We start from the raw sequence: 24,804 nt of genomic DNA, 5'->3' as shown, positions 1-24,804 counted from the left end.
TTGACAAGCACAGGCGGGAAAGATACCTTTGGTAACTATGAAAAAGCATATTGAACTACCCCAGGTGGAAGAAGTGAAACTCCCTCGTTTTTTGGGAATCAGGCCCGGAATATATATCTTTACCCTATTGGCAATCGGTACCCTGCTTGTCGTTTTTGTAGTTTGTTTTCTTCCAGGGATTCTTAAAGGTGGACGATACGTTTCTTTTTCAAGTCCTTTGGCCGAGACTGGGCTGTATGTGGACGATGTATATCTTGGTGGGACTCCTTACCAATATTTTCTGTCAAGCGGAAGCCACCAGGTGGTCTATGAGAAGGGGGGCGTGAAAATCGCTACCACCGAGCTGCAGGTTGACCATCCAGTGTTCCTTACCTATATTTTCCATCGGAAAATGCAATATGAGCCGGCTTTGAAAGACTTGAGTCTGTCTGAGCTGCATGCCATAAACAAATTCAACCTTAACGAAATCGTAAGCGAAAGCGCAATTACCTCCTTTGACGAGGTGACCAGGTATTCTCCGGTCTTTGAAAAATGGGCCAATGATGCGATTGCGATGAAGTTGGATTCCAAAATGGTAGAAAGCAGTTTTGCGCTTGCTTCCCAGTTCATTTCTTCGAAGCCTATGCTGCAAGACGCCTTGAAAGCAAAAGAAATGCTCTCAGCTGCAAATTCATCTTTCTCCTCTGCCCTTTCCGCTTCTGCCCTTCTCTTTGCCGCTAAGCTTTTTGACTCTGACAGCAAGGAAGCACTTGGCCTTGCTTCGGTTCAACTACTACCGACAGCAACGCCCGATTCCCTCAGGACCGGGGAATTTGTGCAAAATGGGCTTACCTATGAAGCAACTACCTTTGTAATGGGTGATACTGCCCTTGCAATCTTTCCCGATACCAATGAAGCTGGAATAGAGGTGCAGACCGAACGCTTTAGTATTGCAACTACCCCGGTAAGTGAGTACCAATGGGCACTGTTCATTGAAGAAAATCCTCAGTGGGATGTGTCGAATAAGGATGCATTGCAAAAAAAGGGGCTGGTGGATGAATATTATCTGAGTGGGATCCTCCCCTCTGTGGTGTTCGCAACCGGCAAACCCATACATAATATTAGTTTCAAGGCTGCCCAGGCATTCTGTTCCTGGTTGACCGAAAAGACTGGAAAAAAAGTTTTCATCCCGAATCAGGAGCAATGGACCCTAGCCTGCAAGGCCGCTGTTGCCAAGCCGTATGAAAAATCGTTGACGATAACCGATGCTGACCACAGCAGTGCCTCGGCAATGCTCGGAGGGGTCTGGGAGTTTACTGACAGTTCGTATATCCCTCTGTCCAGGCTTACCGATTACCGTTCGGTTTCTTCTTTACAGAAAACATTTGATTTGAAGACTGATATGATTGTAAAGGGTGGAAGTTATCTCAACAATCCATCTACAATAACAGAGCATACTGTCGGTGCTGTAAGCACTGTCGCCTGCGGGGATCAGATAGGTTTCCGCATTGCATGGGAAAAGTAACATGAAGCAAGATAAGAATACGTTCAAGCCTTTACAGAAAAATAAAAAGGCATATTTCAACTATGAAGTCCTTGAGGATCTCGAATGTGGCATTGCCCTGGTCGGGACCGAGGTCAAGTCTATCAGGGAAGGCAAGTTCAGCTTTACCGACAGTTATGTCACGGTATCGGGACATTCCCTGACTTTGGTAGGATTGACCATCCAGCCTTACACGCATGGTAGTATCAATAACCACGACCCTGCCAGGAACCGGAGGCTCCTCGCCCACAAGGACGAGATCAAGCGACTCAAGCGCAAGGTGGACGAGAAAGGCTTTACCCTTATCCCTACCTCGATTTACCTAAGGGGCAACCTGGTAAAGGTCCAGGTCTCTCTGTGTAGGGGCAAGCAGATGCATGACAAGAGGAATGTAATCAAGGAACGTGATTTGAACAGGGATACCAGAAGGGAACTGAAACAAATGCAATATTGATTGCCTCCCCTTCTCTCTCACGAAAACAAATCATAGAAAGCCAGATCCAAATATTCAGGGTCTGGTTTTTAATTGCAGAAACTAAGACGTTGTTTGTCATGTTGGCAAGTCGTGGTCTTTCTGTTGGTTGATTATGTTTCTTTCCCAATAAAATATGACGCCATAGGAATGTTTTGTTCAAAACTTACCCTATGACTTCTCCCCCAGTCTTCAAGTGAAGAGCTCTATACCTATAAACAATTCAGGTTGCTCACATTCTTTTGCTGGGCATGCAAACTACAAATATAGTCTAGCAATCTGACATAGCTTGTTTTCAGCCTGTATGGATTTCATCGGCTGCAATTTCCCCAAGAGCACATATTGGAAGGACAAATTTCCTGAAAAGACCGCAGTATATTGCTACATTCGTTTTTTGCCTGTTTTTGTGACAATCGCAAATCAAAAAATACAGGGAAAAACCTTAAAAAGTAACAAAAATGAAAGAAAAACATTTCTATAAGAATAAAAATATAAACAATAAGAAAAGAAAAAGTATAAATAAAAGAAACAATTAGTGCTCTGTAAAGAAACATGTCAGTAGAACGTACCAAGAATATGTAAAAAAGCAAAAATGTTGTATAAGAATATACAAAAAAAATAGTATAGACAAAATAATGTATATAAAAAAGAATATAGTAAAATGCTAAATGAATTGAAATAATAAAAATAACAGATATTAAAATTCCATGAAGGCAAAAAAAAAGGAATAAAAATAGAAAAAAATGTAATAATATAAAAAATATAGCAAAAAAAAGAAATAAAATAAATTATAATAAAATAGTATCCAATGTATATAGTATGTATATACATTGGATATGTAAAAAAAATGCACCACAAAAAAGTTGACACAAAGGTTTCCTACTTACTTTTAACAAGTAAGTAGATAAGAAATTAGAATTGACAAAAAATATAAAATAAAGCAATATATGTAAAGAAATAAAAAAGATTTTATGTGTATTTTAAAAATACACAGTTACTAGAAATTGAACAAATAGTTGAACAAAATGGAAAAATGCCAGGAGGCAGAAATTGATAGCAAGTGCACCCTTTACACTCTGTAAGCTCTCAAAAAACGATAGGATTTACTGGTATGCACTCTTCAGGGACCCCCAGACAGGAAAGAGGACCAACAAAAAAAGCGTAGAGAAATTACGCAAAGAGCTGGGTATCCAGAGTACCCAGCCAATTAAGCGGCGTGATGAAGCTATCCTTATATGCAAGCAGGCATTGGATGCAGGTTTGCTATTCGGTAAAAAGACCCCTACCACCCTATTCGACTACCTTTCTCTGTTCTTTGACTGGGAGAAAAGCCCTTATGTAGAGAAGAGGAATTTGCTCGATCCTGGCAGCCTTTCGCAAGACTATATAAGTACCAGGCAAAACTTGGTTTCCAACCATGTATTGCCTTTGATCCATCATAATCTGTTACTGTCTGTAGTAACAACAAGATATATGGAGCAATTGCAGCTTTCCCTTGTCAAAAAAGGGAAACTCTCCCATGCAACGGTTAATATCTGCATGCAGGCAGTTACGATGGCTGTACGTGAGGCCCAACGGGCTGGGCTGATTGATGCATCAGTGTCGATCGCTTTACGTCCTTTGAAATGTACCCACAGGATGCGAGGGATCCTCAGTGAGGATGAATTGTCGAATTTCATGCAATATCTAAAAACATCAGGAGAAAAACGTATGTATCTAGCCTGTTTGCTCTCTCTGCTTACAGGTATGCGTAGCGGTGAACTGAGAGGCCTGCATGCTTCTTCAATTTCTTCAGGCTTGATCACCGTAGAATTTGCCTATGCAAATAAGGCTGGACTGAAAGAACCGAAAGGGAAAAAGACAAGGCTTGTCCCCTGCCCTGCTTTCCTCTGCGAAGAACTTCTTCTTTTAGGTCGTTCCAATCCTTTCGGTAATGGCAATGACCTGGTTTTCTGGAGCAGACGTACCGGTTCCTATGTTTCCAGTCACTATTTCAGCGAAAAGCTGCAAGGTGCATTGGTTCGTTCAAAAGTTCTGGAAAAACAGGAGATACTTGATCGGAATATTACATTTCATTCTTTACGGCATATGGCCAATACACTGCTTAGGGGCTCTGTGGATGAACATGTATTGCGCATGACCATAGGTCATAGCAGCGAGCAGCTCTCTGATTTGTACACCCACCTTAGCCAAAGGGGCCTGAAAAGCGTTGAGTTGGCACAACAGAACAATATTCTGCCCTTACTCGGGGAAAACAGGGAATAGGAAACACTCAGCCTTTTATTGTTTGTTCTTTCTGATCAAGCATGGAAAAGATAGTACCGGCTCCCATCAAGGCAAATGCCAGTAGAAAAGAGGGAGTCGGTTTTTCCCAATAGAAAAGTAGTGAGAGAGTGGCTCCGATAAAGGGAGCGAGTGCATAGAAGGCGCTCGTTTTCGCCGCACCTAGATTCCTCTGTGCCAAAATATAAAGCGAAATGCTTAACCCGAAAGTAATGAATCCCAACGTAAGTGATGCAAGCAAAAAAGGCAAAGGGGGAAGAGCTTGCCCAATTGAACGTGCGATGACAAAGGTTCCCAGCCCTGAGCAAATTCCTTTAATAAAGACTAGCTGCAACGGGTTTTTCGCTGAAAGTTGCCTCGTGCAGTTGTTTTCCAGACCCCAGAATGTGCAGGCAGCAATCACAAAGAGAGATCCTCTTGTCAGATGGATAGAAGAGAAATCTTCTACTGAAAGCAATATACTCGCTATGCATATCAGAAGTATTGATACCCAGAGTCTGGGAGAAATGACTTCCTTGAAGGCCAACGAAGCAATCAGGACTGTCGCTATGATTTCGAAATTGTTTAAAAGCGAAACGGTAGAGGGGAGCGAACGTGAAAGACCGGCCATCAGGCATATTGGTGCTGCGATATCCAATAGGACCATCAGAACGACATAGGGTACGTCTCTCTTTTCAAAATCTTTGGCTTTTGTCTTTATATTTCCTGCCAGTTGGTAGAGGATAAGAAGCCCTACTCCCATTCCTGCGCCGAGATAAAGCAATGCTGCCAACATAGTTGGTGGTACGGTGTTAAGCAAATACTTAGAGAAGGGTGCATGCAATGCATAGAGGCTTGCAGCACCAACCGCGTAGAGTATTGATTTATTCATTGTATGGTTCATTGTAGGAATAGTATCCAGATTACAGTAAAAAGCAAAACAAAAAGCAAGTTGACCCCAGTAAAAGTATAGAAATACCGTTTGGTTTCATTGGGTGCAAAATTAATAAAATATTTGAAAGATATGACTGAGGCCATGGAAGCTATCAAGGTACCACAGCCACCTGCATTGACTCCCAGCAACAGTTGCCTGCTGTTGCCAGTAAAGGGAGACAATAAAAAGGTTGCCGGTACATTGCTAATCAATTGGCTGGCTATTAGGGATGTGGCAAACACCCTTCCTTCAAGCAGATTCCTGAAGAAATCCTGTACATAGCGAAGGGACCCTAGGTTGCCTACGAAAATAAAAAGTGCGACGAATGTCAACAAAAGGGAATAATCTACCTTTTTCAATAGTATTTTCTCAGAAAACAGTACGACGATTATTACTGCAGAATACCAGCTTAGCACGTTGAAAACGGCCCCGAGGGACAAAAGGAAGAGCAATGCATAGCGAATGGTTTGCCGTACATCCATTTTTGCAGGTTTTTCTATTTCAACGGTAAACCCTTTGCTTGTACGTGGGATTGACAACGATAACAGCAATAAAAGCATCGCCCCGGCGAATACCAGTGGAAGCATGGTAAAGAAAAAAGTTTTTGCTGGAATGGAATAGTAGGAAAACAGGTAGAGATTCTGCGGATTCCCTACCGGGGTAAGCGAACTGCCAACATTCGCACCGACCGTCTGCAAAATTATGGTTGGTAGAATCGGTTCCGTTTTTCTGCATAGGGAAAAGACAACAATCGTAAGCGGGACGAAGGTAATGAGGGCAACATCATTTGTTATTGCCATAGATGAAAAAAAAGTAAGGACAATCAACACTTGCGAAACCTGCCGCGGATTGTGGGCAAAGGTCAAAAGAAACGAGGCAATATGGTTGAACAGGAAGATCTTCTGGAACCCCGAGACTACAAGCATCAGGCAGAAAAGACAACCCAATACTTTGAAATCTATATAATGGATATAGGAAAGGGATGGAGGAACCAGAACCATTGAAATGAGGGCTAAAAAGGAGGATACCATCAATACCGGTTCTCTCTTCAACATGATTTCCAGTGATTTCATCATTTTTCTTGCGTTGCAGGAAGCAGCGTCCTTATGAGGGAAACTTTATAGATTTTCTCTCTTTTGTAGAAGCTGTTTCCAAACCAAAAACACGCAGTTTCCAATAGGTTCCATTGCTTTGTAAAAAACGCATCATCTCCAAAAAAGATAAAAGATAAAAAGAAGAAAAATGAAAGAAGAAGAATGAAGCGGAATACCAATCCATTCTAGAATAACGTAAGTTGCGTAGCGCCATGCGTAAGTTCAGCAAGCTCGTCCCCATCCGATAACGTTCCGATGAGTAGTGGCGAATGGGGGTCGTGCAGCGCATTATTCCTACGTCCCTGCCCTGTATTCCTGGTCGCATAGCAATACAGGCACCCGTTGCAGCAGGTGTCATACATACCGATATCCTTGCTTGTTACACAACCGCATTCCAGTCGTTGGTTTTTGTCCTTGCTAAGTGTTAGTGGCTTTCCCCCGATTTTTTCCAAGAGCCTGTCGTCTATACAACGGGCATGGCCCATGCCGTACCTACTCGTGTCGATCGATTCTGAACAAGTATCGATCTCCATTCCGTTTGCATGGGCAATTGAGGAAAAATTCTCACACAGGTAATGCTGTTCCTTTTCGGATATCATGATAAGACCAAGTTTGTCTGTATTCTTGCGCATATTGGAATACAAATCGAGAAAACTGATAGTGCACCGGTTTGTATATCCCTTTAGCAACCCAGCCATCTTTGTAAAGTACCTGAGATGATAATCAATGCTGTAAAATGTAGTAACCAATATCGGGTCATATCGCCAGATGACACGATCGGGGCCAATGGTATCGGAGAGTCTGCAAAAACTGGGAATCCCTACTTCAATCTTAGGAGGCACTGAAGGTTCGATATCCCTTCCATAGGGGGTAAGGGTATACTGGAAGTAATAAGGAAAACTGGATAATTCCTGGAGCCTGGGCAGCATGGGCAGGGGGTTTTTTGTCCAGAACACAATCCCGTCCACCTTGTCGATTTCCAAGGAAATCCTACTGACCTGGTGGTAATTTTTTGGGTTTCTTGTGTAGACGAACCCTTCTTGTACACGGTTGAAAAACCAGTCTGCATAGCAAGAGGGAATGTCGGTTCTTCTGCTTGCGCTGATGATCAAAATCGTTCCTCCAGCCCTGTTTGCTTCAAGGTTACTGCGAAATGGTTAGTTTGGAAATCTCCTGATACAATATATTTCTTTCGGAAAAGAATTTTCTATTCTTTTGGAAATGTATTCTTTTTACAGAAAGTGTTTTAAGGAAACTCGGCAATCACAAAGAAAAATAAAAAAAATTAAAGAAATGACATAAGTTGGGGTTGAAAAGTGGCACTGTGGGTGTAGTATATAAATTAAGAGTAAATAAAAAATGTCAGTTTTGAAAAGGTTACATTCAGGACGTGGACTTTTATATTAGGATAGTATCCTGTCTCTGGTAGAGTGGAATTAGTGCGAAGAAAGTATATATTGTTATATATTATAATAAGATACAAAAATAGGAGTTTGGGACATAGGGCTTTTCAGGGATTTTTGAAAAAGGTGTGGAGTTTTCCTGGAATATTTGGTGGATAATTTGCATAGGCAAATATGATCAAAAGGAGAGAAAAATGACTTCAGGGAAAGGGAAAACAGCTCTCATTACTAGTGCTACTTCTGGCATAGGTAGAGAGGTTGCTTGCATTCATGCCGAACATGGTGGTGGGTTGGTACTGGTTTCCAAGAACAAAACAGCTTTGGACCAGTTAAAGGAAGAATTGAAAGAAAAATATGACATCCCTATATATGTCATTGCAAAAGATCTCTGTGATGCTTCAGCCCCAAAGGAAATTTTTGAAGAAGTCAAAAAATCAGGACTGACAATTGACTATATTATCAATGATGCAGGTTTCGGTGAGCTCTGCAAATCATATGGTCATGAGGAAAAGCACTTCCTTGCTATGCTTGATCTCGTTATGGTTTCCCTTGCTTCCTTGACCAGGCTTTTCTTGCCGGAATTCACCAAAAAAAATGAAGGAAGAATTCTTAATATCTCCTCGGCGAATATGTTTGTGCCCTGTTCTATGGAAGCAATGTATTTGGCAAGCAAAACTTTTTTTTCAAATTTCGGTACTGCCTTTTCTTCTGAACTTTCCGATACGAATGTAACCATCACCAATTTGATGCCGCTCAAAAAGAATTCCCGGTATGAAACGGTTTTTGGTTCGGTAAAGGTGCCTTTGTTCATACGAAGAATGAATTCCCACAAAGTGGCAAAAACCGGATATAAAGCAATGTTGCAAGGTAAGCTGAATGTTCTTTGTGGCGTTACTTTTGCCCAAAAGGCAATGTATTCGACTATCCCGAGTATCCAGAAGAAAGCTATCGTCAAGAGCATAAGAAAGATGCAGGAAATTTTTTAAGGCTGGACTATCCCCTTTTCCCATTTATCCACTATCAACAGAAAGCCAGGAGCCGCATATAGGTACCTGGCTTTTGATTTGCATCAAAGCTGAAAGAAATGCTTGACTTGTAGTATAACTAGTAATACAACTAATACTAGTTATACTGATAAGAAGGTACGTATGAACGATAGGCTCATGAACACAGTCAAGGTTGGTGAAAAAGGACAGATAGTCATTCCAAAGGAAATGCGTGATCTTATGGGTATTAAAACGGGTGATTCCTTGCTTATTCTCGCTGACAAGGATAGGGGTATCGCCATTCCAAAGAAAGCAGATATGGAAAAAATAGCAAAGGATATCTTGGACCATGAGAACTAATGCCAATAAAAAGAAAGTAATCATTATCGGTGCCGGAGTAGCAGGCCTTACTGCTGGAATCTATGCTTTGAAAAAAGGGTATCTTGTTGAATTATATGAAAAGAACCCTATTGCAGGTGGAGAATGTACCGGCTGGGACCGAAAAGGATACCATATAGACAATTGCATCCATTGGATGATCGGAAGCAAAGCCGGAACAGACCTTAATGCCATGTACCTTGAGACCAGGGCACTCGACCCGGACCATGGCATAGGCTTGCATCGTCAAGAGATTATGTATAAGTCTACACTCAATGGCGAATTTTTGACCCTGTATGAAGACCTGGAAAAAACCAGGAAAGAATGGATAGCCCTTTCCCCGGTGGATGAAGAACAGATAAACCTTCTTTTTTCTGATTGTGAGCTGGGAAAGCGGACAGTCATCCCCGCGGGTGTGCCACCGGAACAGCTAGGTGCCATTTCGGGAATTTCCCTACTTATAAAATCACTTATGACATTCAAATTGTTTCATCGCTATAAGGGAATAAGTACGCAGGATTTGATAGACAGGTTCCATCATCCCTTGATCAAGGCCTGCATTTCCGATTTCTGTACGCCAGAATCGATGGGGTACTCCTTTCCCATGTGCTATGGTAATTTTGCAAGTGGTGACGGGGGTATCCCCGAGGGAGGTTCCCGTGCAATGGCTTTAAGGATGCTTTCGCGGTTTGAGAGCCTTGGCGGCGTATTCAAGGGAAATTGCCCAGTCGTTAAAATTGAAGTAGATGGACAGAATGCAACGGGAATAACGACTGAGGATGGCCAGTTCTTTGCCGCAGATTATATTATCCCTGCCTGTGATGCTGCACACACCTTTTCTACCCTGCTCGACCCCTCCTATATGAACAGTATGTTCCATGATTATTTTTCCAAACCCGAATCATATCCTGTTTACGGGATGTTCCAGGCAGCCTGGGCAGTGGATTGCGAAGAGAATCTTTTACCCTGCGAAGTCATGGCCAGTGCTTCCCAGATAAAAACCCATAGTTGGCAATCGGAAAGGATTACTTTCAAAACCTATTTTTATGAACCTTCTTTTGCTCCCAAGGGAAAACAGATTATCCAGGCGCTCTGGGGAATGGATGGCACTGCCTGGGATTACTGGAAGGAACTGGAAAACGACAAAACTGCCTACCAGGCTAAGAAACAGGAATTATCCTGCAGTATCGAACAAAGAATCGAAGAACTGTGGCCAGGGTACAAAGAAAAACTCTCATTGCTCGATAGCTGGACTCCGTGCACCTATCGACGCTATTGCAATGCCTATAGGGGATATAACCAAGCGTGTGTCATCACAAAAAAAAGTGCAAAGATTCCCTATCCTTCCGCTTATATAAAGAATCTTCGTAATGTAGTTCTTGCAGGACAGTGGTTGTCCCCTCCTGGTGGAATTCCCGGCTCTTGTATTACTGGCAAATATGCTGCCTTCAGGGTAGATTACCTGGAGCATAAAATGCTGTTTCAAGCAAAGAAAGTATTTTTCCGGGTAATTCTTCCCACACTGGTAGTCCTGATTGCAACGCTTGTCCTCTGATTGGGTAGCAAAGAATGGGACATAAAAAAGGCCAGGAACCTACAAATGGTTCCCGGCCTTGGTGTTTTGGAGGTGGGGGGATTCGAACCCCCGTCCTAACGGGCCACCCAAAGACGTCTACAAGCTTAGCTGATGATCAAATTTCCAATGGTAGGCTGGTTCATCTGCAAAACGTCCTTCCATCGTAGCCTGCTAAATTTTCCCTGAAAGCCGTAGGCACTCAACCAGGTAAGCCCTTGTTTTTACAGGTGACCGGTGCTTAAGAGCGGCAGCAACTGGGCCTGTACGTCATCGCGCTATTAGGCAGCGAGGGCGTATTCTGCATTGAAGGAGACTTCGTCTTCTTTTTTGGCAGTTAAATGTTTTGCTAGTTTTAGGAGTTGGCGCTCCGCTTGCAGCCTCTGGCCTGATCTACCGCCAGTCGAAACCGAAACACCCCCTTAGGATTTCTCCCTTGGAGTATCCATAGTATACGAAAAAATATAAAAGAAGGCAAGATGTATGAACATCCTGCCCTCTTTCGATGGAAATATACTGGACTAGGCAGCCAATTCCTGCTGTGCGCGCTTTTCCGGATGGCGGATAGTGGTGATGTAGAAAATGGCCAGACAGCCAACTGCAAAGACCATACCGATCGGATAACTTACCGTAGGAGGCAACCTGAACCCTTCTTTTGCAAGACAGATGTAGGTTACGGTAACCGCTGCCATGAAAATTGCCGGGATAAGGGTCATGAGGAATGCATATTTGTTCTTGACGAAGCGGTACATATATACCGAAGCAGCCCAGAGAACAATCATTGCCAAAGTCTGGTTGGACCAGGAGAAGTATCTCCAGATAATGCTATAGTTCAATTTGGAGATCAAGAAACCTACCAGCAACAGGGGCAAAGAGAGGGCAAGACGTTTACTCGTCTTGCTCTGGTCGATATGGGCCCAGTCGGCGATTGTGAGGCGGGCACTTCTGAAGGCAGTGTCACCGCTGGTGATCGGACAGGCTATTACACCGATGACAGCAAGGAATCCACCGAACTTTCCGAGAAGGCCAAAAGATACATCATAGACAATGTTGGCTGGTGCTCCACCGAATGCTTTCAAAGCATTGGCAAGGCCTACGGTTGTTCCGCCTTCATAGAAAGCACAACCTGCTGCTGCCCAGATAAGGGCAATGATACCCTCACTGATCATAGCGCCGTAGAAAATCTTTTTGCCGTCTCTTTCATTGGTAATACAACGGGCCATCATGGGGCTCTGGGTAGAATGGAAACCGCTGATTGCCCCGCAGGCTACCGTGATGAACATGAAGGGGAAAATTGCTGTTCCGCTGGGATGCTGGTTGGTAAAAGCGATCTCAGGGATTTTGTATCCTTTTGCAAACAAACCAATGATAATCCCCAAAGCCATGAAAATAAGAACACCACCGAATATCGGGTAAAGCTTTCCAATGATCTTGTCGATTGGGAACATTGTGGCCAAAAAGTAATAGGCAAGGATAATCAAGACCCACACTTTGATAGTGAGGCTATCGGGAGTCAACCGGGCAAGGAGCTGGGCAGGCCCGACCAAAAAGGCTACACCGACGAAGACAAGAAGGACAACAGAGAAAACACGCATGACCTGGAGCATTCCCTTTCCAAGGTAACGACCGGTGATTTCGCTGATGGAGGCACCATTGTGGCGTTCGCTGAGCATACCGGACATATAGTCATGTACGCCACCGGCGAAGACTGAGCCAAGACAGATCCACAGAAAAACCTGAGGTCCCCAGAGGGCACCGCTGATAGCACCGAAAATCGGTCCAAGACCAGCAATGTTCAAAAGCTGTATCAAAAATACTTTCCAGGTTTTCATTGGTACGAAATCAACACCGTCATTCTTTACGTTTGCAGGGGTTTGACGATCATCCGGTCCAAACAGTCGTTCTACAAGTGTCCCATAGAAAAAATAGCCGAGAATAAGCACGGCTAGACTCAAAAAAAATGAAACCATATAAGCCTCCAAGCTCAATTTATGGGGAATTCTACACTTGGTTTTGGAAAAAATGTAGTCATTTGTAAATCAAATTATGCAAATTGTTTAGTATTTGTTGTAAAACAATCCAAGATATGTAAATATTTAGCAAAATACATTTACGTATTCATAAATAATTTGACAAATTACATTTATATGCAAAAAAATGGGGATAATTTAGTAATATATGTAAAATAAAAGCATAAATATTCTATTGTAAAAAAGTATTTTTACAAAGAAATGCCTGGTAAAGCAAAGAAAAGTGACCGTCTTGCAAGCAAAACGATCACTTTTTGTACAGTAGGCAACTCAGGTTGCCAATGATTATGATTACAGGTTGTTTTTGGTGAGAACAGAAACACCGGTATCAAAGTAGGAAGCCCCAACGGATTCGCCTTTCAATGCCTTTACGGTGGTCTTCATTCCCTCGTATCCCATCACATCAGGATTCTGTGCCATAGTGCAAAGCAGATTACCACTCTTGATCAAGCTGAGAATCATATCGGACTTGTCGAAACCAACACCGATAACACTCTTGCCAGCTTCTGCGATTGCATTGCCTACCCCTACAGTAGAACCTTCATTGGCACCAAAGAGCCCAACAACACCCTGGGTTATGAAGTTTGCACTCATATCCTTGGAACGGGCAGCATCGCCATCACAATACTGGGTTTCGAGCAAGGTGAACTGCAAGCCGTCAAAAGCTTTGCGGAAGCCATTTTCACGGGCAACGGTTGAAGCGGTGGCACTGTTTACAGAAATAATGCCAATCTTTCCAGAAGTTACACCTTTTGCATTCAAAGCCTTGATCAGCTCTTTGCCTGCAGTAGCCCCGGCTGCCGTATTATCGGTTGCGAGGGTCTGTACAGCTGGGTAATTTGCTGCAGAGTCAACATAAATGATCTTTACTCCGGCACCTTCTGCTTCTTTCAAGGCAGCAGTGACAGCAGTCGGGCCATTCGCGGCAAGCATTATGGCATCAGCACCGCCGGCTACGGCATTGTTGATACATTCAATCTGCTTTGCATCGTCTTTAATGTCCGGGGCAAGCCACTTGTAATCAATTCCTCCGAGTTCGGAAGCTGCCTTCTGAGCACCCTTGTCAACGTTTACCCAATGCTGGTCCATCTGGTCCATGGTAATGAGATACACCTTGTATCCACCGCTAGCCTGTTCCTTTGCGCCCTGGGCGAACAGGGATGTTACCATCAATAAAGCACACAAAACGATCGCTACACTTTTTTTCATAGAATTCTCTCCTTTTCTATACTTTTCAATTCACTATTGTGAAAGAAATTACATACTGGCTGTAGCTTTTTTCTTTCTGGTTCCCTTTCCCGACCGCACGATCACGTCAAGGAGCACAGAGACTACAACGATGATTCCGATAACGATATTCCTGATTGCAACCGGAGCCCCGGCAAACTGCAAACCATTTTGCAATACCCCCCAGATGGAAGCACCGATAACGGTACCGAACAAAAGCCCCTGCCCACCCAAAGTAGACACACCACCGATTACTGAGGCTGCGACTGCATACAGCTCGTAACTGTTACCGGCATCCATGGTACCCATTCCAGAGGTTGCACTGGTAATGAGACCAACGACACAGGAGACAAATGCTGAAACCAGATATGCTTTATTCGTTGCCGAGATGACATTGACACCACTCAGCCTTGCCGCTTCCAGATTGGAACCGATTGCATAGATATGACGGCCGCTTTTTGTCCTATTCAAAATGAAATTAAAGATGATCCAAAGCACCGCTGCTATCCAGATAGTATTGTACAATCCCATGGTTTTGCCGTAGTAGAAGAAATCCCTGAACCCCTGGGCTGCTTCCCCGATGCTGTCTGTGTTGTAATTGTTGTTTGCAATCTGGGCTATTCCCCTTGCAATGGTCATGGTACCGAGAGTTGCAATGAATGGTGGCAATTTGGCAAAGGAGACCAACAATCCGTTTGCAAGGCCAATGGCCAGGCAGCAGATCATGGTAATGATGACTGCAACAATCGGGTTTGCACCTTTTGTCATCATTGTCGCGCTGATCATACAACTCATACCGACGACAGAGCCGATTGACAGGTCGATATTTCCGGTAATCAGGACATAAGACTGGCCTATACCTATAAGAAGTATAGGGGCAATCTGCCTAAGCAGGTTTGCGATGTTCCTGGATGAGAAAAACACCGGATTCATTATTCCGAATACAACATACAGGACAATCAACCCTACGGTAACCGTGAGGACCTGTCCAATTCCCCGAATAGCCAATACTTTTTTAACCGGATTCCTTCTTTCCCTTTCCATTTATACTACCCTATAAGTTTTCATTTTCGAATTTGTTTTCGAATTTGGTCGCATACGCAAGGATTTTTTCCTGGGTAGCCTCAGAACGCATCAGTTCACCAGTTACCCTACCATCACACATAACGATAATCCGGTCCGATACACCCATAATCTCAGGCATCTCACTGGAAACAAACAATACGCCGATCCCTTGTTGCTTGAGTTGGTTCATCAAATGATAGATCTCTACCTTTGCAGCAACATCGATGCCACGGGTCGGTTCATCAAACATAACTACTTTGCTGTCTCTGGCAAGCCATTTCCCTACGACTACTTTCTGTTGGTTTCCCCCCGAGAGCGAGGATGCATTTACCTCCCTGGTAGGGAGTTTTATATGCAAATCTGAAATTGCCTTATCGGCAATTTCCCTTTCTCTTTTTCGGTTGATAACTCCCAATTTATTGCAAATGACATCGAGGTTGGGAAGGGCTACGTTTTCGCGTACCGAAAGTTTGGTACACAGGCCGTCACGCTTCCTGTCTTCGGGGACCAAGACGATTCCTTCTTTGATTGCATCGTCAGGACAGGAGATGGAAACTTGTTTCCCTTCCAGTTCAATTTCCCCACTTTCCTTCTTGTCTACGCCAAAGATAGCTCTTGTGGTCTCAGTCCTTCCTGCTCCCATGAGGCCCGCAATCCCGAGAATCTCCCCCTTATAGACATCCAAGGATACATTGCGTACCATTTTTCCGGCATTCAGGTTCTTGATAGACAAAATTTTTTCTTTCTTCTCGGTTGTGACCCTTGGAAATTTTTCTTTAATCTCGCGACCAACCATATAGGAAATGATTTTATCCATGGACATAGAATGGAAATCATTTTCAATAATGAACTTGCCGTCACGCATGATGGTTACCCGGTCAACGATGTGCTGCAATTCTTCAAGCCGGTGACTGATGTAAACGATAGCACAGCCTTTAGCCTTCAATTCCCTGATCAGGGAAAACAACTGGTTGATTTCCTTGCTGGTAAGGGCGCTGGTTGGTTCGTCCATGATCAGGACCTTTGCCTCTGCCTGCAGGGCCTTCGCTATCTCGACCATCTGCTGTTTCGACACTGCCAAGGTGCCGACGATGGTCTGGGGGTCAATGTCGATTCTCAATGAATCGAGAACTTCCTTGGCTTGCCTGTTCATCTCTTGGTTGCTCAGTATTCTTCCTTTGACAATTTCCTTCCCGAGGAAAATATTCTCTGCAACTGTGAGATGGGCACACATATTCAATTCCTGGTGAATGATTGCCACCCCGAGCTTCTGGGCTTTTTTGGGAGTCAGGTCACCTTCAACTTCGGTTCCAAATAATTTGATCGATCCGCTATCGCGGGTATATACACCACTGAGTATTTTCATGAGTGTAGATTTTCCCGCTCCATTCTCTCCCAACAGAGCCATTACTTCCCCGCAAGAGAGATGGAAAGAAACATCATCAAGGGCTTTTACGCCAGGAAATGTCTTTGTGATATGTTCCATCGTTACGATGTTGTTCTGGTCTTCCATGCCTTTCCTCCCCCTGCAACAAGTGTCACATTGAATGGATAGGGGCGCTAGGGTAAAAAAGTTTGGAAAAGGTTGTTCATTCTTTGGGTTTTGCAGGAACTGAACCCGCAATGCCAATGTATTGGGAGAACTCACGTCGAAGTGACTGACTTTCTGCCCTACCCCCTTTGACAACAATGAGCCGGTCGGCTATCTGCAGCGTATCGGAAAGCGAAACAGCCAAGACCAATACGGCAATCCCTTTTTGGCGGAACATGTCGAAATAGGAAATCAGTTGGATTCTCTGGTACATATCAACCGAGGCAAATGGCTGAACCACGCATACAAAGGAAGGTTTCTGTAAAATTATCCGCTGGTACACAATTCTGTACAGGGCATCCCTTTCAAGGCCGTACAGGGAAGGTTTGTATATTGATTTGCCCAAGACAGGGTACAGTTCCTTTGCGATAGACTTCTTTTTGACATGGTCAAGCCAGAGATGCTTTATCTTGTGGTCGGCAGTGAAACAGATATTATCCAAAACCGATAACTGGGGAAAAAGGAGGGTTTTGTCAGGTTTTACGTCAATGAGGGCAACTTCACGGTCGTTTTTAGCCGGAAGATGGCCATTAACCAGGAGAACCCCGTTCTTGCTGACATCCATACCTTTGAGAAGCGTAAACAAATCATCTATGATAAGGTTCTCATTATCCAGCAATACCACCGTCTCCCCTTGGTGGATGGTTAGTTCCAGTCCTGCAATGTTGCCATATACAAGGTTTTTGCAGACGAGTGCGGAAGAATCGGTCAATCTTGAGGAGTCATATTGTTTTTGTCTCTGTTCACTTTCTACCCGTTCCTCAAAGACATTGCTGTAATGGGAAATCACTTCATCGTTCATCTGGTAGGGAAACAAGTGTTTGACAATACGACCTTCCTGCATGAGATAGCACCTTGAACAGAACCGGAATGCTTCCTGGTGGTGGTTGCAGACATAGAGAAAGGTCATCCCTTGGTCTTTGAAAAACTGGAGCACCCCATAGAGCCTGTTGAGGTCTACCTCGCTGACAAAGTTGGTAATATCCTTGAGAATGATTAGGTTTGCCTTGCATATGCTCGCCTTTACGAATTGTACGACCAACCGTTCATAGGAACTGAGGTCCTTTGCAAGGGTTTTTTGTGCAAGTTCAATGCCAAAGGGCCTGAGAAGGATTTGCAGTTGTCCGTAGAGAACCCGGTAATTGACCAGATGTTTTTGGAAATTATTCCTGACGACAAACAGATTCTCCTCTACAGTCATTGAATCGATGAGCATCGACTCCTTCTGTATTACGACAACCCTGTTCTTCTTTTTGCTGCTGGACAGGTAATCGTTGACCAACTTGTCCTGGCAATAGACATGGCCGTAATGGATCGGGATATTTTGGCACATGATGGTCAGCAGCTGTTCGATACCAAGGGCATTTATCCCTATCAAGGCAACGATTTCCCCTTTGTTGAGATGCAGGTTGATATCAAAGAGATACGGTGGCAAAGAAACCTGTTCGAGTCTGAGAATCTCCTCTTTCATGTGGTTTCGCCTTCCTGGATACTACGTGGCAATACGATCAGGACATCGGTTCCGACCCCCACCTGGCTGGTGACCGTGAGTCCGTATTGTTCCCCAAACAACAATTTTATCCGGTTGTTTACATTCACCAGCGCAATGCCCCCGTGCAACTCATCGTGTTTCACGTAATCAAGGCTGCGCACAGACAAATTATGGTTCATGGCCTGTAGCACCTGTTGCCCCATGCCTACCCCGTCATCGCTTACCGTGACAAGCAATCTTGATTGGGTTGTCTCGATATGGATCCTCAAAACACCTTCCCCGACTTTGCATTCGAGTCCGTGGATGATGCAATTCTCGACAATCGGTTGGAGGGTGAGTTTCGGAATTCTATATTGCATGACCTCTTTCTTGTCTTCCTCAGCCATGGTGACAGAGAGTTTCAGACGGTTACCGAACCTGAATTGCTGGATGAAAAAATAGTTTTCCGTATTTTCCAGTTCCTGTTCCAAGGTTACGAGATTCTCGACATTGCTGATAGTATACCTGAAGAAGGTGGAAAGGGCTTCCGTCATGGAGGCTACCGAAGTCAATCCTGCAAAGAGAGCCTCAGAGCGAATACCCTCCAAGGTGTTGTATAAGAAGTGTGGGTTTATCTGGTTCTGAAGAGCCAGAAACTGTGCCTGCCGCTTGCTGGCATTCATCAACTGATCGGTATTCAACAGGGAATGGAGCTTGGCATCGACTTCTTCCATTTCCTTGTTTATCGGGCACCGTTTGTCGATGATGCTTTCAAAAGTATACCCTGTTGAAAACAGCAAAAGAATATGCTTCGTGGTTTTATAGGGCAAATAGACCCAATAATACAGGGTTAGCAGGCTGAGGAAAAACAGAATGACCGGTATTCCAAGCCATGACAGGCTGCTGAAACGACCACTTCTGTAGCCGAAGGCCAAAATGAACAATCCCAATGAATCGAAGAAGAACAGCATGCCTACAAAAAAAAGTCTGGTCACCAGATAGGTTTTTCGTCTAGCCATAGAGTTTCCTGAATTCAATCGGTTTTATCTTACAGGCCTTCTTGAATACTTTCGCAAAATGCTTCGGGTCACGGTACCCTACTTTTTGTGCTATTTCCGCTATGGTAAGGTTGCTTTCGGCCAATAGCTTCTTTGCATTCTTTATTCTGATATCCTGAAGATATTCAGCAAACCCGATGGAGCAGTTTTTCTTGAAAAGGGCACTGAAATAGGAGCTGTTGAGATTGACCTGGTCGCTTATTGACTCAAGGGAGAGCATTTCATTTGCGAATTCCCTTGCAATTATTTGTTGGGCCAGGCGTATGGGTTTCGCAATGGTTGCCTGGTTCTGTTCCTCAAAAAAGGTGAAGAGGTTCTCAGTAGAAATACAAAAAGCCTTGTCCAGTGCCTGCATACTCCGTGCATTCTTCAAAAGGAAGAACCCCTTTTCAATCTCGTTTTGTGCAGTAACTTCAAGGTTTTTCTGTTGCCTGATGAAAAGGCACTGGCGCTCATAGCATGCTAGTAAGGTTTGCTCATAGGCATAGGGGGAAAGATTGCCTTGGCTGAGACCTACGAGCAAAGCGGTGCAACTATCCTGCAGTTTCTCAAGGGAGCCTTGGGCATAGGCTATCTCGATGGAAGAGAAAAACGGTTCGGTCTCTACCATTTCAATCACCGGTTCAACCATGGTGGCCACATATCGGTCCATGGTACCTTCTTGCAATCTCCTACTGAGAGCCTGTTTTGCAGAAAGGAGAGAAAGAGGTACTTCCTTGTAGAAAGGGAATGCAAGCCCTACTCCGATGGTGAAGGCAATCCCTTGGAATATCTCAGCCTGTGTTTTCAAAAAAGAGAGGAGATAGGTTGTCTTGTTCATAACCGAATCTTCAATTGCCTTTGGGTAGGAAATCAGAAGATAGATAGTATTGTCCAATAGCGTGACAAGCATATCGGTGAAAATGGAGAGGCCCTCGCGGCAGGCAAACTCTTCTACCTTGTCTCGGAGGATGGGGCCTGCATCCTGGGACAGCGAGTAATCGATCTTGATGGCGAAGACCCTATTCTGCTGGGAAAAAGTAAAACAGGCTGACAAGGGGAACGGATCATTTTTCTGTAGCAGCTCATGCATGGCCTGCTGCCTTTTCTGTTCTTTGCCTTGCTCAACTTCCTGCAAAAGGAGGCTTGAGACTTTCTGTTGGTTTTCCTCAAGCTGGTGACGTGCAATCATTTTTTCCAGCGTCTGTTCCAAATCTTGTTTTTTGATAGGCTTAAGCAGGTAATCGGCAACGCCATATTTTATGGCCGTCTGGGCATAGTCAAACTGCCTATGGCCGCTAATTATAATGAATTCGAGGTTTTCCCGCAGTTCCTTCGCTTGTCTGATGAGTTGCAGTCCATCAAGGCCAGGCATCCTGATATCAGTGATTACCAAATCAGGCTTCTGTTCCGCAATCAAGGAGAGGGCGCTGAGGCCATCAAAGGCTGTCCCACAGAGAATAAGGCCTAGCCTATCCCAGTCAATCAGGGCACAGATCAAATTGCAGACTTTTTCTTCATCGTCACAGACCATCACTTTCATGCTAGCCATTGTAAGGCAAAAAGCACCGGAAAAAAAGCAAAACTACGTATTTCTTGATCCCAGGGTATCAAGCCAGGAGTCCAATGCCAGAAAGGTCTGCTTTAAGTCTTCAAACCGTAGGCTGGCACCTCCGTCCTGGGAGGTTTTCTGGGCATTCACTATGACCAGGGGACAACCGTTGCTTGTAGCATAATACGGAAAAGATGCTGCCGGTTGCACGGTCAAGGATGAGCCGAGGACCAGGCAGAGGTCACTGTGGCTGAACTGTTCATACGCCCTGGCTAGGATCAAAGAATCGAGGTTTTCCCCGTAAAAGACAATATCCGGTTTGACAATCCCACCGCATTGGGAGCAAAAGGGAACCTTTCCTGCCTGCACCTGTGCAGCTATTTCCCCATAGCAGTAGTACTTGTTGCAGGTATGGCAATGATGATGTTCGGCACTCCCGTGGACTTCATATACTTTTTTGCTTCCTGCCTTCTTGTGAAGCATGTCGATGTTTTGGGTGTAGAGCCCGGCAACCAATCCCTTTTGTTCCATCTTGGCCAACGTGGTATGTACGACATTCGGCTTGTAGTCTTCGAGATGGTACCAGAATTCCCTGGCCCATTCGTAAAAAATCTCAGGATGCTTCTCGAAGAACGAGATATTGAGAATCTGTTCCACTGGCAAATCATGCCAGAGGCCGGAATACAACCCGTTTTTACCGCGAAAATCAGGTATTCCCGACAGTGTTGAAACCCCTGCCCCGGTAAATACGGTCATTTTCTTTGCATTGAGAATCAGTGATTCCAGAATTACCATTTTTTTGTTGAATGCGTTATCCTTTTCCACTTTTCCTGGCATTGGATTGTTTCTCCTTCCAACTGAAAACTATACCACGTAATCTATAGGAAAATACTGTTTTGCATTCTTTTGGTACGGTATTTATTAAATGTTTTGAGTTGTTTTTCAGTACTCATTCAGTAGCACTTGCCGTATACTTGCCCTATGGGAAAACCAAAAAAACCACCTGTCAAACGAAAAAAGAAAGTCATTGTCTTCTTTTGTATACTCTTTGTAGCATTGATACTTGTCTGTCTACCAATGATTCGCTTTGTTTTGAAGCCTAATCTGCCGGTTGTTACCGCAGTCTATGACAAAACCGTTCCCAATGGAAAGGTACGGGAACATACAGGCCTTTTCTGGTTTCTCAAGCAGAAAAAAGTTATACCGGTAGAGGGGAAAACCTTTGCCTATTCCGATTCGTATTATGGTTTGCATTGGGACAGCAACGGCAAATATTATGAGAAACCTCTGCCTTTTCTGTCTGAAAAGGCCGATTTGCTCTATATTGCCGATACCTATGGGATATACCGCAAAGAACAGGTAGGAATTGTCCCCGATGTAGCGGTTTCCAACCTGATCTATGGGGGATTGACCCAGACTGACGTACACTCCATTCGCGATTTTTTGAACACAGACAGGGCAAATACCGTTGTTGCCGAATACAATACCTTTGGAACTCCTACCCATCCTTCAGTCAGGGCACAGATGGAAAGCCTTTTGCAGACAAAATGGTCTGGCTGGGTAGGTCATTATGTCAAGGACCTGGCAGAGGAAGGCGTCACTGTAGAGTGGGAACGAAACCGGTATGAAAAAACCACAGGCAGGACATGGGACTTTACGGGGAATGGATATGTTTTGGTCAACGAAGAGTCCGACATCCTTATCCTGGATGAAAATGATGTCGGCAAGAAAGGGAACGAATTGACCTTTACCGCCAAGGGGACAGAGCTTACCGGTATTTCGGTTACGGGGCCCTACCAAGGTCTGTTCGATGTTGTCTCTACCCTGTCAGATGCTGAAACCCTTGCCTATTATTCGCTTGATGTAACCGATAATGGCCTTGCAAAATTGAAAGCCAAAGGCCTGGCCCCTGTTTTCCCCGCAATAATACGCAATGAGACAGCCTTTCATACGACCTACTATCTTGGTGGCAATTATGCGGCATTGAACTATAAGCCGCGTTTCTACTTTTGGGAGGGTGTCCTTGCACGCATGCAAAAGGTTCCCGACACCAAATTAGACAGCTCCGATTCTTTCTACTGGAAAACCTATATTCCCTTGCTCAATGGCATCTACAAAGAGGCTGAACAAAGAAAACAGGTGACCCTCCCTAATCCAAAGGTCGAGATTTACCAGCAGGACGGGGTGTCTTTGGTTTCCCGTACCAAAGGCAAGCTGCTCCAAGTGTATTCTACGGAGGGCTGGAAAGACTTTTTTATCCGAGGGGTCAATATTGGCATCGCATTGCCAGGCCGATGGTATACGGAATTCCCTGCTGATAAAGCAGTGTATTACCGGTTCCTTGAGCAGATAGGGGCTATGAAAGCGAATACAATTCGAATCTACACGCTCCTTGACCCCCAGTTCTACCAGGCTCTGGACGTATACAACCGTCTCCATCCTGAACAAATGCTCTACCTGCTGCAGGAAATCTGGCCGGAAGAAGAACCTGCGGGAAACGATTACCTCAGTGAGGAATACCGAATCTCCTACCAGCAGGAAATTCGATACGTAGTCGATGCAATCCATGGGAAGGCTTCCATTGCAGAGCGCAGAGGCAGGGCCTTCGGTGAGTATAGAGTTGATGTGTCACCCTATGTCCTTGGGTTGCTTGTCGGCAGGGAATTGGAGCCACAGGAGGTCGAAGCGACCGATTTGCTTAACAAGGGACATTCTTTCCATGGGGATTACCTTTTTACCAATGAACTGGGAACCCCGACAGAAGCCTGGCTGGCAGAGAGTGCAGACTATGCCCTTAGCTACCAGGAACAGACCTATGGCTGGCAGAATCCGGTTGCAATCGTAAACTGGCCCACCCTCGATGCTCTGGACCATCCGAGTGAGCGGGAGGCCAATGGGGTAAAGAAAAACGAATACAATGACCGTACTACTGTCGATATAAACCATATTGAGCTCGGGAAAAAGATGAAAGGCGGCTTATTCGGAGCCTATCATATATATCCCAATTATCCTGACTTCATGAACAATGACCCACAATATTCCTTATATTCTGATGAACTCGGAAGGTTTCGCTATGGCGGGTATCTGCAAGAATTCATGGCCATCCATACGAAGTATCCTGCTTTGGTTGCCGAATTCGGGCTGGCCACGGGAATGGGCAATGCCCATATGAGCCCCGATGGCTATAACCATGGGGGTATGACCGAGCAGGAACAGGGGGAAGGAATTGTTCGGATGTTCGAGGCGATCGAACATGAGGGGTACGCTGGCGGGGTGATATTCGAATGGATGGATGAGTGGGCCAAAAAGACCTGGGTTACCGAACCGTATATGATTCCCTATGACAGGAAAATCCTTTGGCATAATGCGGTGGACCCTGAGCAGAACTATGGGATCCTGGCCATGGAATCGGTCAAACCCAAGGTACCTGACCTTATAGTGAAAACCGGGGGCGAAATTGAGCAAATGGAAGTGTCGATGGATGTCTCCTACCTCTATCTGGACCTTACGTTCTCCAAACCTGTCGATTTGAACAAGGAACACCTCTATCTAGGGCTCGATACCTATGGCAGGGCGAGAGGCGAGACAAGGTATGGCAAGGCACTGATGTTCCATGCCCCCTCTGGCATGGAATATCTGGTTTCCCTCACCGGTAAGGATACCTCCCGTCTTTTAGTCATACCTCCCTACAACTATGCTTCCTATCGCTATGCCTCTTACGAAGGGGTTGTTGATAGCGGAATCTTTGAACCTATGCAAAAGCTCATCAACAAAGAACGGGCGCAGGAAGTCGGCACTCCGATCGCTTCAGTCTATGAGGATACCAGTGCCCTTGGGTATGGCAGCCTGGAAAAGTCGAACAATCTTTGGAATATGGAGGGGAATGTTCTTTCTGTGCGTATACCCTGGACACGGATCAATGTCTCTGATCCTTCGAGGGGACGGGTTCTGGACGATACTGGAAAATACAATACCGACCCTCTGAAAGACCAGCTTGCAACTACCCTTTCAGAAGGAATTGGCATTTCTTTTGTCTTGGTGGATGCCTCTTCCGGTGTCCTGCTAGCCAGTTTTCCTGAGCAAGATTCCCCGACTGAGATAGTATTCCCGTGGAAAAACTGGGATGAACCTGAGTTCAAACAAAGGTTGAAAGACAGTTATCCGATCATACAGAAGTATTTTGAACGTTTCTCAGCAAAATAAGGAG

At 44.6% G+C, this 24,804-nt stretch carries 18 protein-coding genes and 1 other RNA gene; 7 read left to right on the top strand and 12 right to left on the bottom strand.

Annotated elements, in window-relative coordinates; genetic code table 11:
• The first annotated feature begins 37 nt into the window (after positions 1-37).
• From SPIGRAPES_RS01955 to SPIGRAPES_RS01945, 3 genes are all read left to right on the top strand, one after another.
• The gene (locus SPIGRAPES_RS01955; RefSeq protein WP_014269101.1) at positions 38-1,504 is read left to right on the top strand and encodes a formylglycine-generating enzyme family protein; all 1,467 of its coding nucleotides are present in this window, start codon (positions 38-40) and stop codon (positions 1,502-1,504) included.
• Position 1,505: 1 nt separating this feature from the next.
• Complete coding sequence (smpB, locus tag SPIGRAPES_RS01950) at positions 1,506-1,976, top strand: SsrA-binding protein SmpB (protein ID WP_014269100.1); 471 nt, start codon at positions 1,506-1,508, stop codon at positions 1,974-1,976.
• A 1,068-nt stretch (positions 1,977-3,044) separates the two neighbouring features.
• Positions 3,045-4,259, top strand: a complete 1,215-nt coding sequence (locus tag SPIGRAPES_RS01945) for a tyrosine-type recombinase/integrase (RefSeq protein WP_014269099.1) — start codon at positions 3,045-3,047, stop codon at positions 4,257-4,259.
• Positions 4,260-4,266: 7 nt separating this feature from the next.
• On the opposite strand, the gene SPIGRAPES_RS01940 is transcribed toward SPIGRAPES_RS01945, so the two are convergent.
• From SPIGRAPES_RS01940 to SPIGRAPES_RS01925, 3 genes are all read right to left on the bottom strand, one after another.
• Complete coding sequence (locus tag SPIGRAPES_RS01940; protein ID WP_172635060.1) at positions 4,267-5,148, bottom strand: DMT family transporter; 882 nt, start codon at positions 5,146-5,148, stop codon at positions 4,267-4,269.
• Between the two features lie 8 nt (positions 5,149-5,156).
• Positions 5,157-6,266: an SLC13 family permease gene (locus SPIGRAPES_RS01935; RefSeq protein WP_014269097.1), complete on the bottom strand. Its 1,110-nt coding sequence runs from the start codon at positions 6,264-6,266 to the stop codon at positions 5,157-5,159.
• A 203-nt stretch (positions 6,267-6,469) separates the two neighbouring features.
• A complete protein-coding gene (locus SPIGRAPES_RS01925; RefSeq protein ID WP_014269096.1) occupies positions 6,470-7,396 on the bottom strand; it encodes a DUF1848 domain-containing protein in 927 nt (308 codons plus the stop codon).
• A 485-nt stretch (positions 7,397-7,881) separates the two neighbouring features.
• On the opposite strand from SPIGRAPES_RS01925, the gene SPIGRAPES_RS01920 reads away from it, so the two are divergent.
• The 3 genes from SPIGRAPES_RS01920 (at position 7,882) to SPIGRAPES_RS01910 (ending at position 10,606) form a co-directional block, all read left to right on the top strand.
• Complete coding sequence (locus SPIGRAPES_RS01920) at positions 7,882-8,673, top strand: SDR family NAD(P)-dependent oxidoreductase (protein ID WP_014269095.1); 792 nt, start codon at positions 7,882-7,884, stop codon at positions 8,671-8,673.
• Positions 8,674-8,835: 162 nt separating this feature from the next.
• Positions 8,836-9,033 carry an AbrB/MazE/SpoVT family DNA-binding domain-containing protein gene (locus tag SPIGRAPES_RS01915; protein WP_014269094.1) on the top strand — a complete coding sequence of 66 codons (198 nt, stop codon included), beginning with the start codon at positions 8,836-8,838 and terminating at the stop codon, positions 9,031-9,033.
• On the top strand, positions 9,023-10,606 hold the full coding sequence (locus tag SPIGRAPES_RS01910; protein ID WP_014269093.1) for a phytoene desaturase family protein: 1,584 nt from the start codon (positions 9,023-9,025) through the stop codon (positions 10,604-10,606). The genes SPIGRAPES_RS01915 and SPIGRAPES_RS01910 overlap by 11 nt, the downstream gene beginning before the upstream one ends.
• 64 nt (positions 10,607-10,670) lie before the next feature.
• Here SPIGRAPES_RS01910 and ssrA read toward each other — a convergent pair.
• The 9 genes from ssrA to SPIGRAPES_RS01870 all read right to left on the bottom strand — a co-directional run bounded on the left by ssrA (position 10,671) and on the right by SPIGRAPES_RS01870 (position 21,434).
• Positions 10,671-11,046: a transfer-messenger RNA gene (gene ssrA / locus SPIGRAPES_RS16770) on the bottom strand.
• A gap of 99 nt (positions 11,047-11,145) precedes the next feature.
• A complete protein-coding gene (locus SPIGRAPES_RS01905) occupies positions 11,146-12,594 on the bottom strand; it encodes a carbon starvation CstA family protein (protein ID WP_014269092.1) in 1,449 nt (482 codons plus the stop codon).
• A gap of 351 nt (positions 12,595-12,945) precedes the next feature.
• Positions 12,946-13,863: an ABC transporter substrate-binding protein gene (locus SPIGRAPES_RS01900; protein WP_014269091.1), complete on the bottom strand. Its 918-nt coding sequence runs from the start codon at positions 13,861-13,863 to the stop codon at positions 12,946-12,948.
• Between the two features lie 48 nt (positions 13,864-13,911).
• Positions 13,912-14,925, bottom strand: coding sequence for an ABC transporter permease (locus SPIGRAPES_RS01895; protein ID WP_014269090.1), 1,014 nt, complete (start codon positions 14,923-14,925; stop codon positions 13,912-13,914).
• Positions 14,926-14,935: 10 nt separating this feature from the next.
• A complete protein-coding gene (locus SPIGRAPES_RS01890; RefSeq protein WP_014269089.1) occupies positions 14,936-16,459 on the bottom strand; it encodes a sugar ABC transporter ATP-binding protein in 1,524 nt (507 codons plus the stop codon).
• Positions 16,460-16,535: 76 nt separating this feature from the next.
• Complete coding sequence (locus SPIGRAPES_RS01885; protein ID WP_014269088.1) at positions 16,536-18,008, bottom strand: ATP-binding cassette domain-containing protein; 1,473 nt, start codon at positions 18,006-18,008, stop codon at positions 16,536-16,538.
• The gene (locus SPIGRAPES_RS01880; protein ID WP_014269087.1) at positions 18,005-19,027 is read right to left on the bottom strand and encodes a sensor histidine kinase; all 1,023 of its coding nucleotides are present in this window, start codon (positions 19,025-19,027) and stop codon (positions 18,005-18,007) included. Before SPIGRAPES_RS01880 ends, SPIGRAPES_RS01885 begins: the two co-directional genes overlap by 4 nt.
• Positions 19,020-20,597 carry a response regulator transcription factor gene (locus tag SPIGRAPES_RS01875; RefSeq protein ID WP_014269086.1) on the bottom strand — a complete coding sequence of 526 codons (1,578 nt, stop codon included), beginning with the start codon at positions 20,595-20,597 and terminating at the stop codon, positions 19,020-19,022. Before SPIGRAPES_RS01875 ends, SPIGRAPES_RS01880 begins: the two co-directional genes overlap by 8 nt.
• A gap of 33 nt (positions 20,598-20,630) precedes the next feature.
• Complete coding sequence (locus tag SPIGRAPES_RS01870) at positions 20,631-21,434, bottom strand: NAD-dependent protein deacylase (RefSeq protein ID WP_014269085.1); 804 nt, start codon at positions 21,432-21,434, stop codon at positions 20,631-20,633.
• 144 nt (positions 21,435-21,578) lie between these two features.
• Here SPIGRAPES_RS01870 and SPIGRAPES_RS01865 point away from each other — a divergent pair, with 144 nt between their 5' ends.
• A complete protein-coding gene (locus SPIGRAPES_RS01865) occupies positions 21,579-24,800 on the top strand; it encodes a hypothetical protein (RefSeq protein WP_014269084.1) in 3,222 nt (1,073 codons plus the stop codon).
• Positions 24,801-24,804 lie beyond the last annotated feature (4 nt).

The organism is Sphaerochaeta pleomorpha str. Grapes (genome assembly GCF_000236685.1).
GTDB lineage: Bacteria > Spirochaetota > Spirochaetia > Sphaerochaetales > Sphaerochaetaceae > Sphaerochaeta > Sphaerochaeta pleomorpha.
Note: the sequence above shows the minus strand (reverse complement) of the source record. Positions and strands in the feature narration are given on the sequence as shown.

Coding starts and splice junctions, on each gene's coding strand:
- SPIGRAPES_RS01940 (WP_172635060.1), bottom strand. CDS start 5,148: ATGAATAAATCAATACTCTACGCGGTTGGTGCTGCAAGCCTCTATGCA.
- SPIGRAPES_RS01890 (WP_014269089.1), bottom strand. CDS start 16,459: ATGGAAGACCAGAACAACATCGTAACGATGGAACATATCACAAAGACA.
- SPIGRAPES_RS01865 (WP_014269084.1), top strand. CDS start 21,579: ATGGGAAAACCAAAAAAACCACCTGTCAAACGAAAAAAGAAAGTCATT.
- SPIGRAPES_RS01900 (WP_014269091.1), bottom strand. CDS start 13,863: ATGAAAAAAAGTGTAGCGATCGTTTTGTGTGCTTTATTGATGGTAACA.
- SPIGRAPES_RS01910 (WP_014269093.1), top strand. CDS start 9,023: ATGAGAACTAATGCCAATAAAAAGAAAGTAATCATTATCGGTGCCGGA.
- SPIGRAPES_RS01920 (WP_014269095.1), top strand. CDS start 7,882: ATGACTTCAGGGAAAGGGAAAACAGCTCTCATTACTAGTGCTACTTCT.
- smpB (WP_014269100.1), top strand. CDS start 1,506: ATGAAGCAAGATAAGAATACGTTCAAGCCTTTACAGAAAAATAAAAAG.
- SPIGRAPES_RS01915 (WP_014269094.1), top strand. CDS start 8,836: ATGAACGATAGGCTCATGAACACAGTCAAGGTTGGTGAAAAAGGACAG.
- SPIGRAPES_RS01935 (WP_014269097.1), bottom strand. CDS start 6,266: ATGATGAAATCACTGGAAATCATGTTGAAGAGAGAACCGGTATTGATG.
- SPIGRAPES_RS01955 (WP_014269101.1), top strand. CDS start 38: ATGAAAAAGCATATTGAACTACCCCAGGTGGAAGAAGTGAAACTCCCT.
- SPIGRAPES_RS01885 (WP_014269088.1), bottom strand. CDS start 18,008: ATGAAAGAGGAGATTCTCAGACTCGAACAGGTTTCTTTGCCACCGTAT.
- SPIGRAPES_RS01895 (WP_014269090.1), bottom strand. CDS start 14,925: ATGGAAAGGGAAAGAAGGAATCCGGTTAAAAAAGTATTGGCTATTCGG.
- SPIGRAPES_RS01880 (WP_014269087.1), bottom strand. CDS start 19,027: ATGGCTAGACGAAAAACCTATCTGGTGACCAGACTTTTTTTTGTAGGC.
- SPIGRAPES_RS01875 (WP_014269086.1), bottom strand. CDS start 20,597: ATGGCTAGCATGAAAGTGATGGTCTGTGACGATGAAGAAAAAGTCTGC.
- SPIGRAPES_RS01905 (WP_014269092.1), bottom strand. CDS start 12,594: ATGGTTTCATTTTTTTTGAGTCTAGCCGTGCTTATTCTCGGCTATTTT.
- SPIGRAPES_RS01870 (WP_014269085.1), bottom strand. CDS start 21,434: ATGCCAGGAAAAGTGGAAAAGGATAACGCATTCAACAAAAAAATGGTA.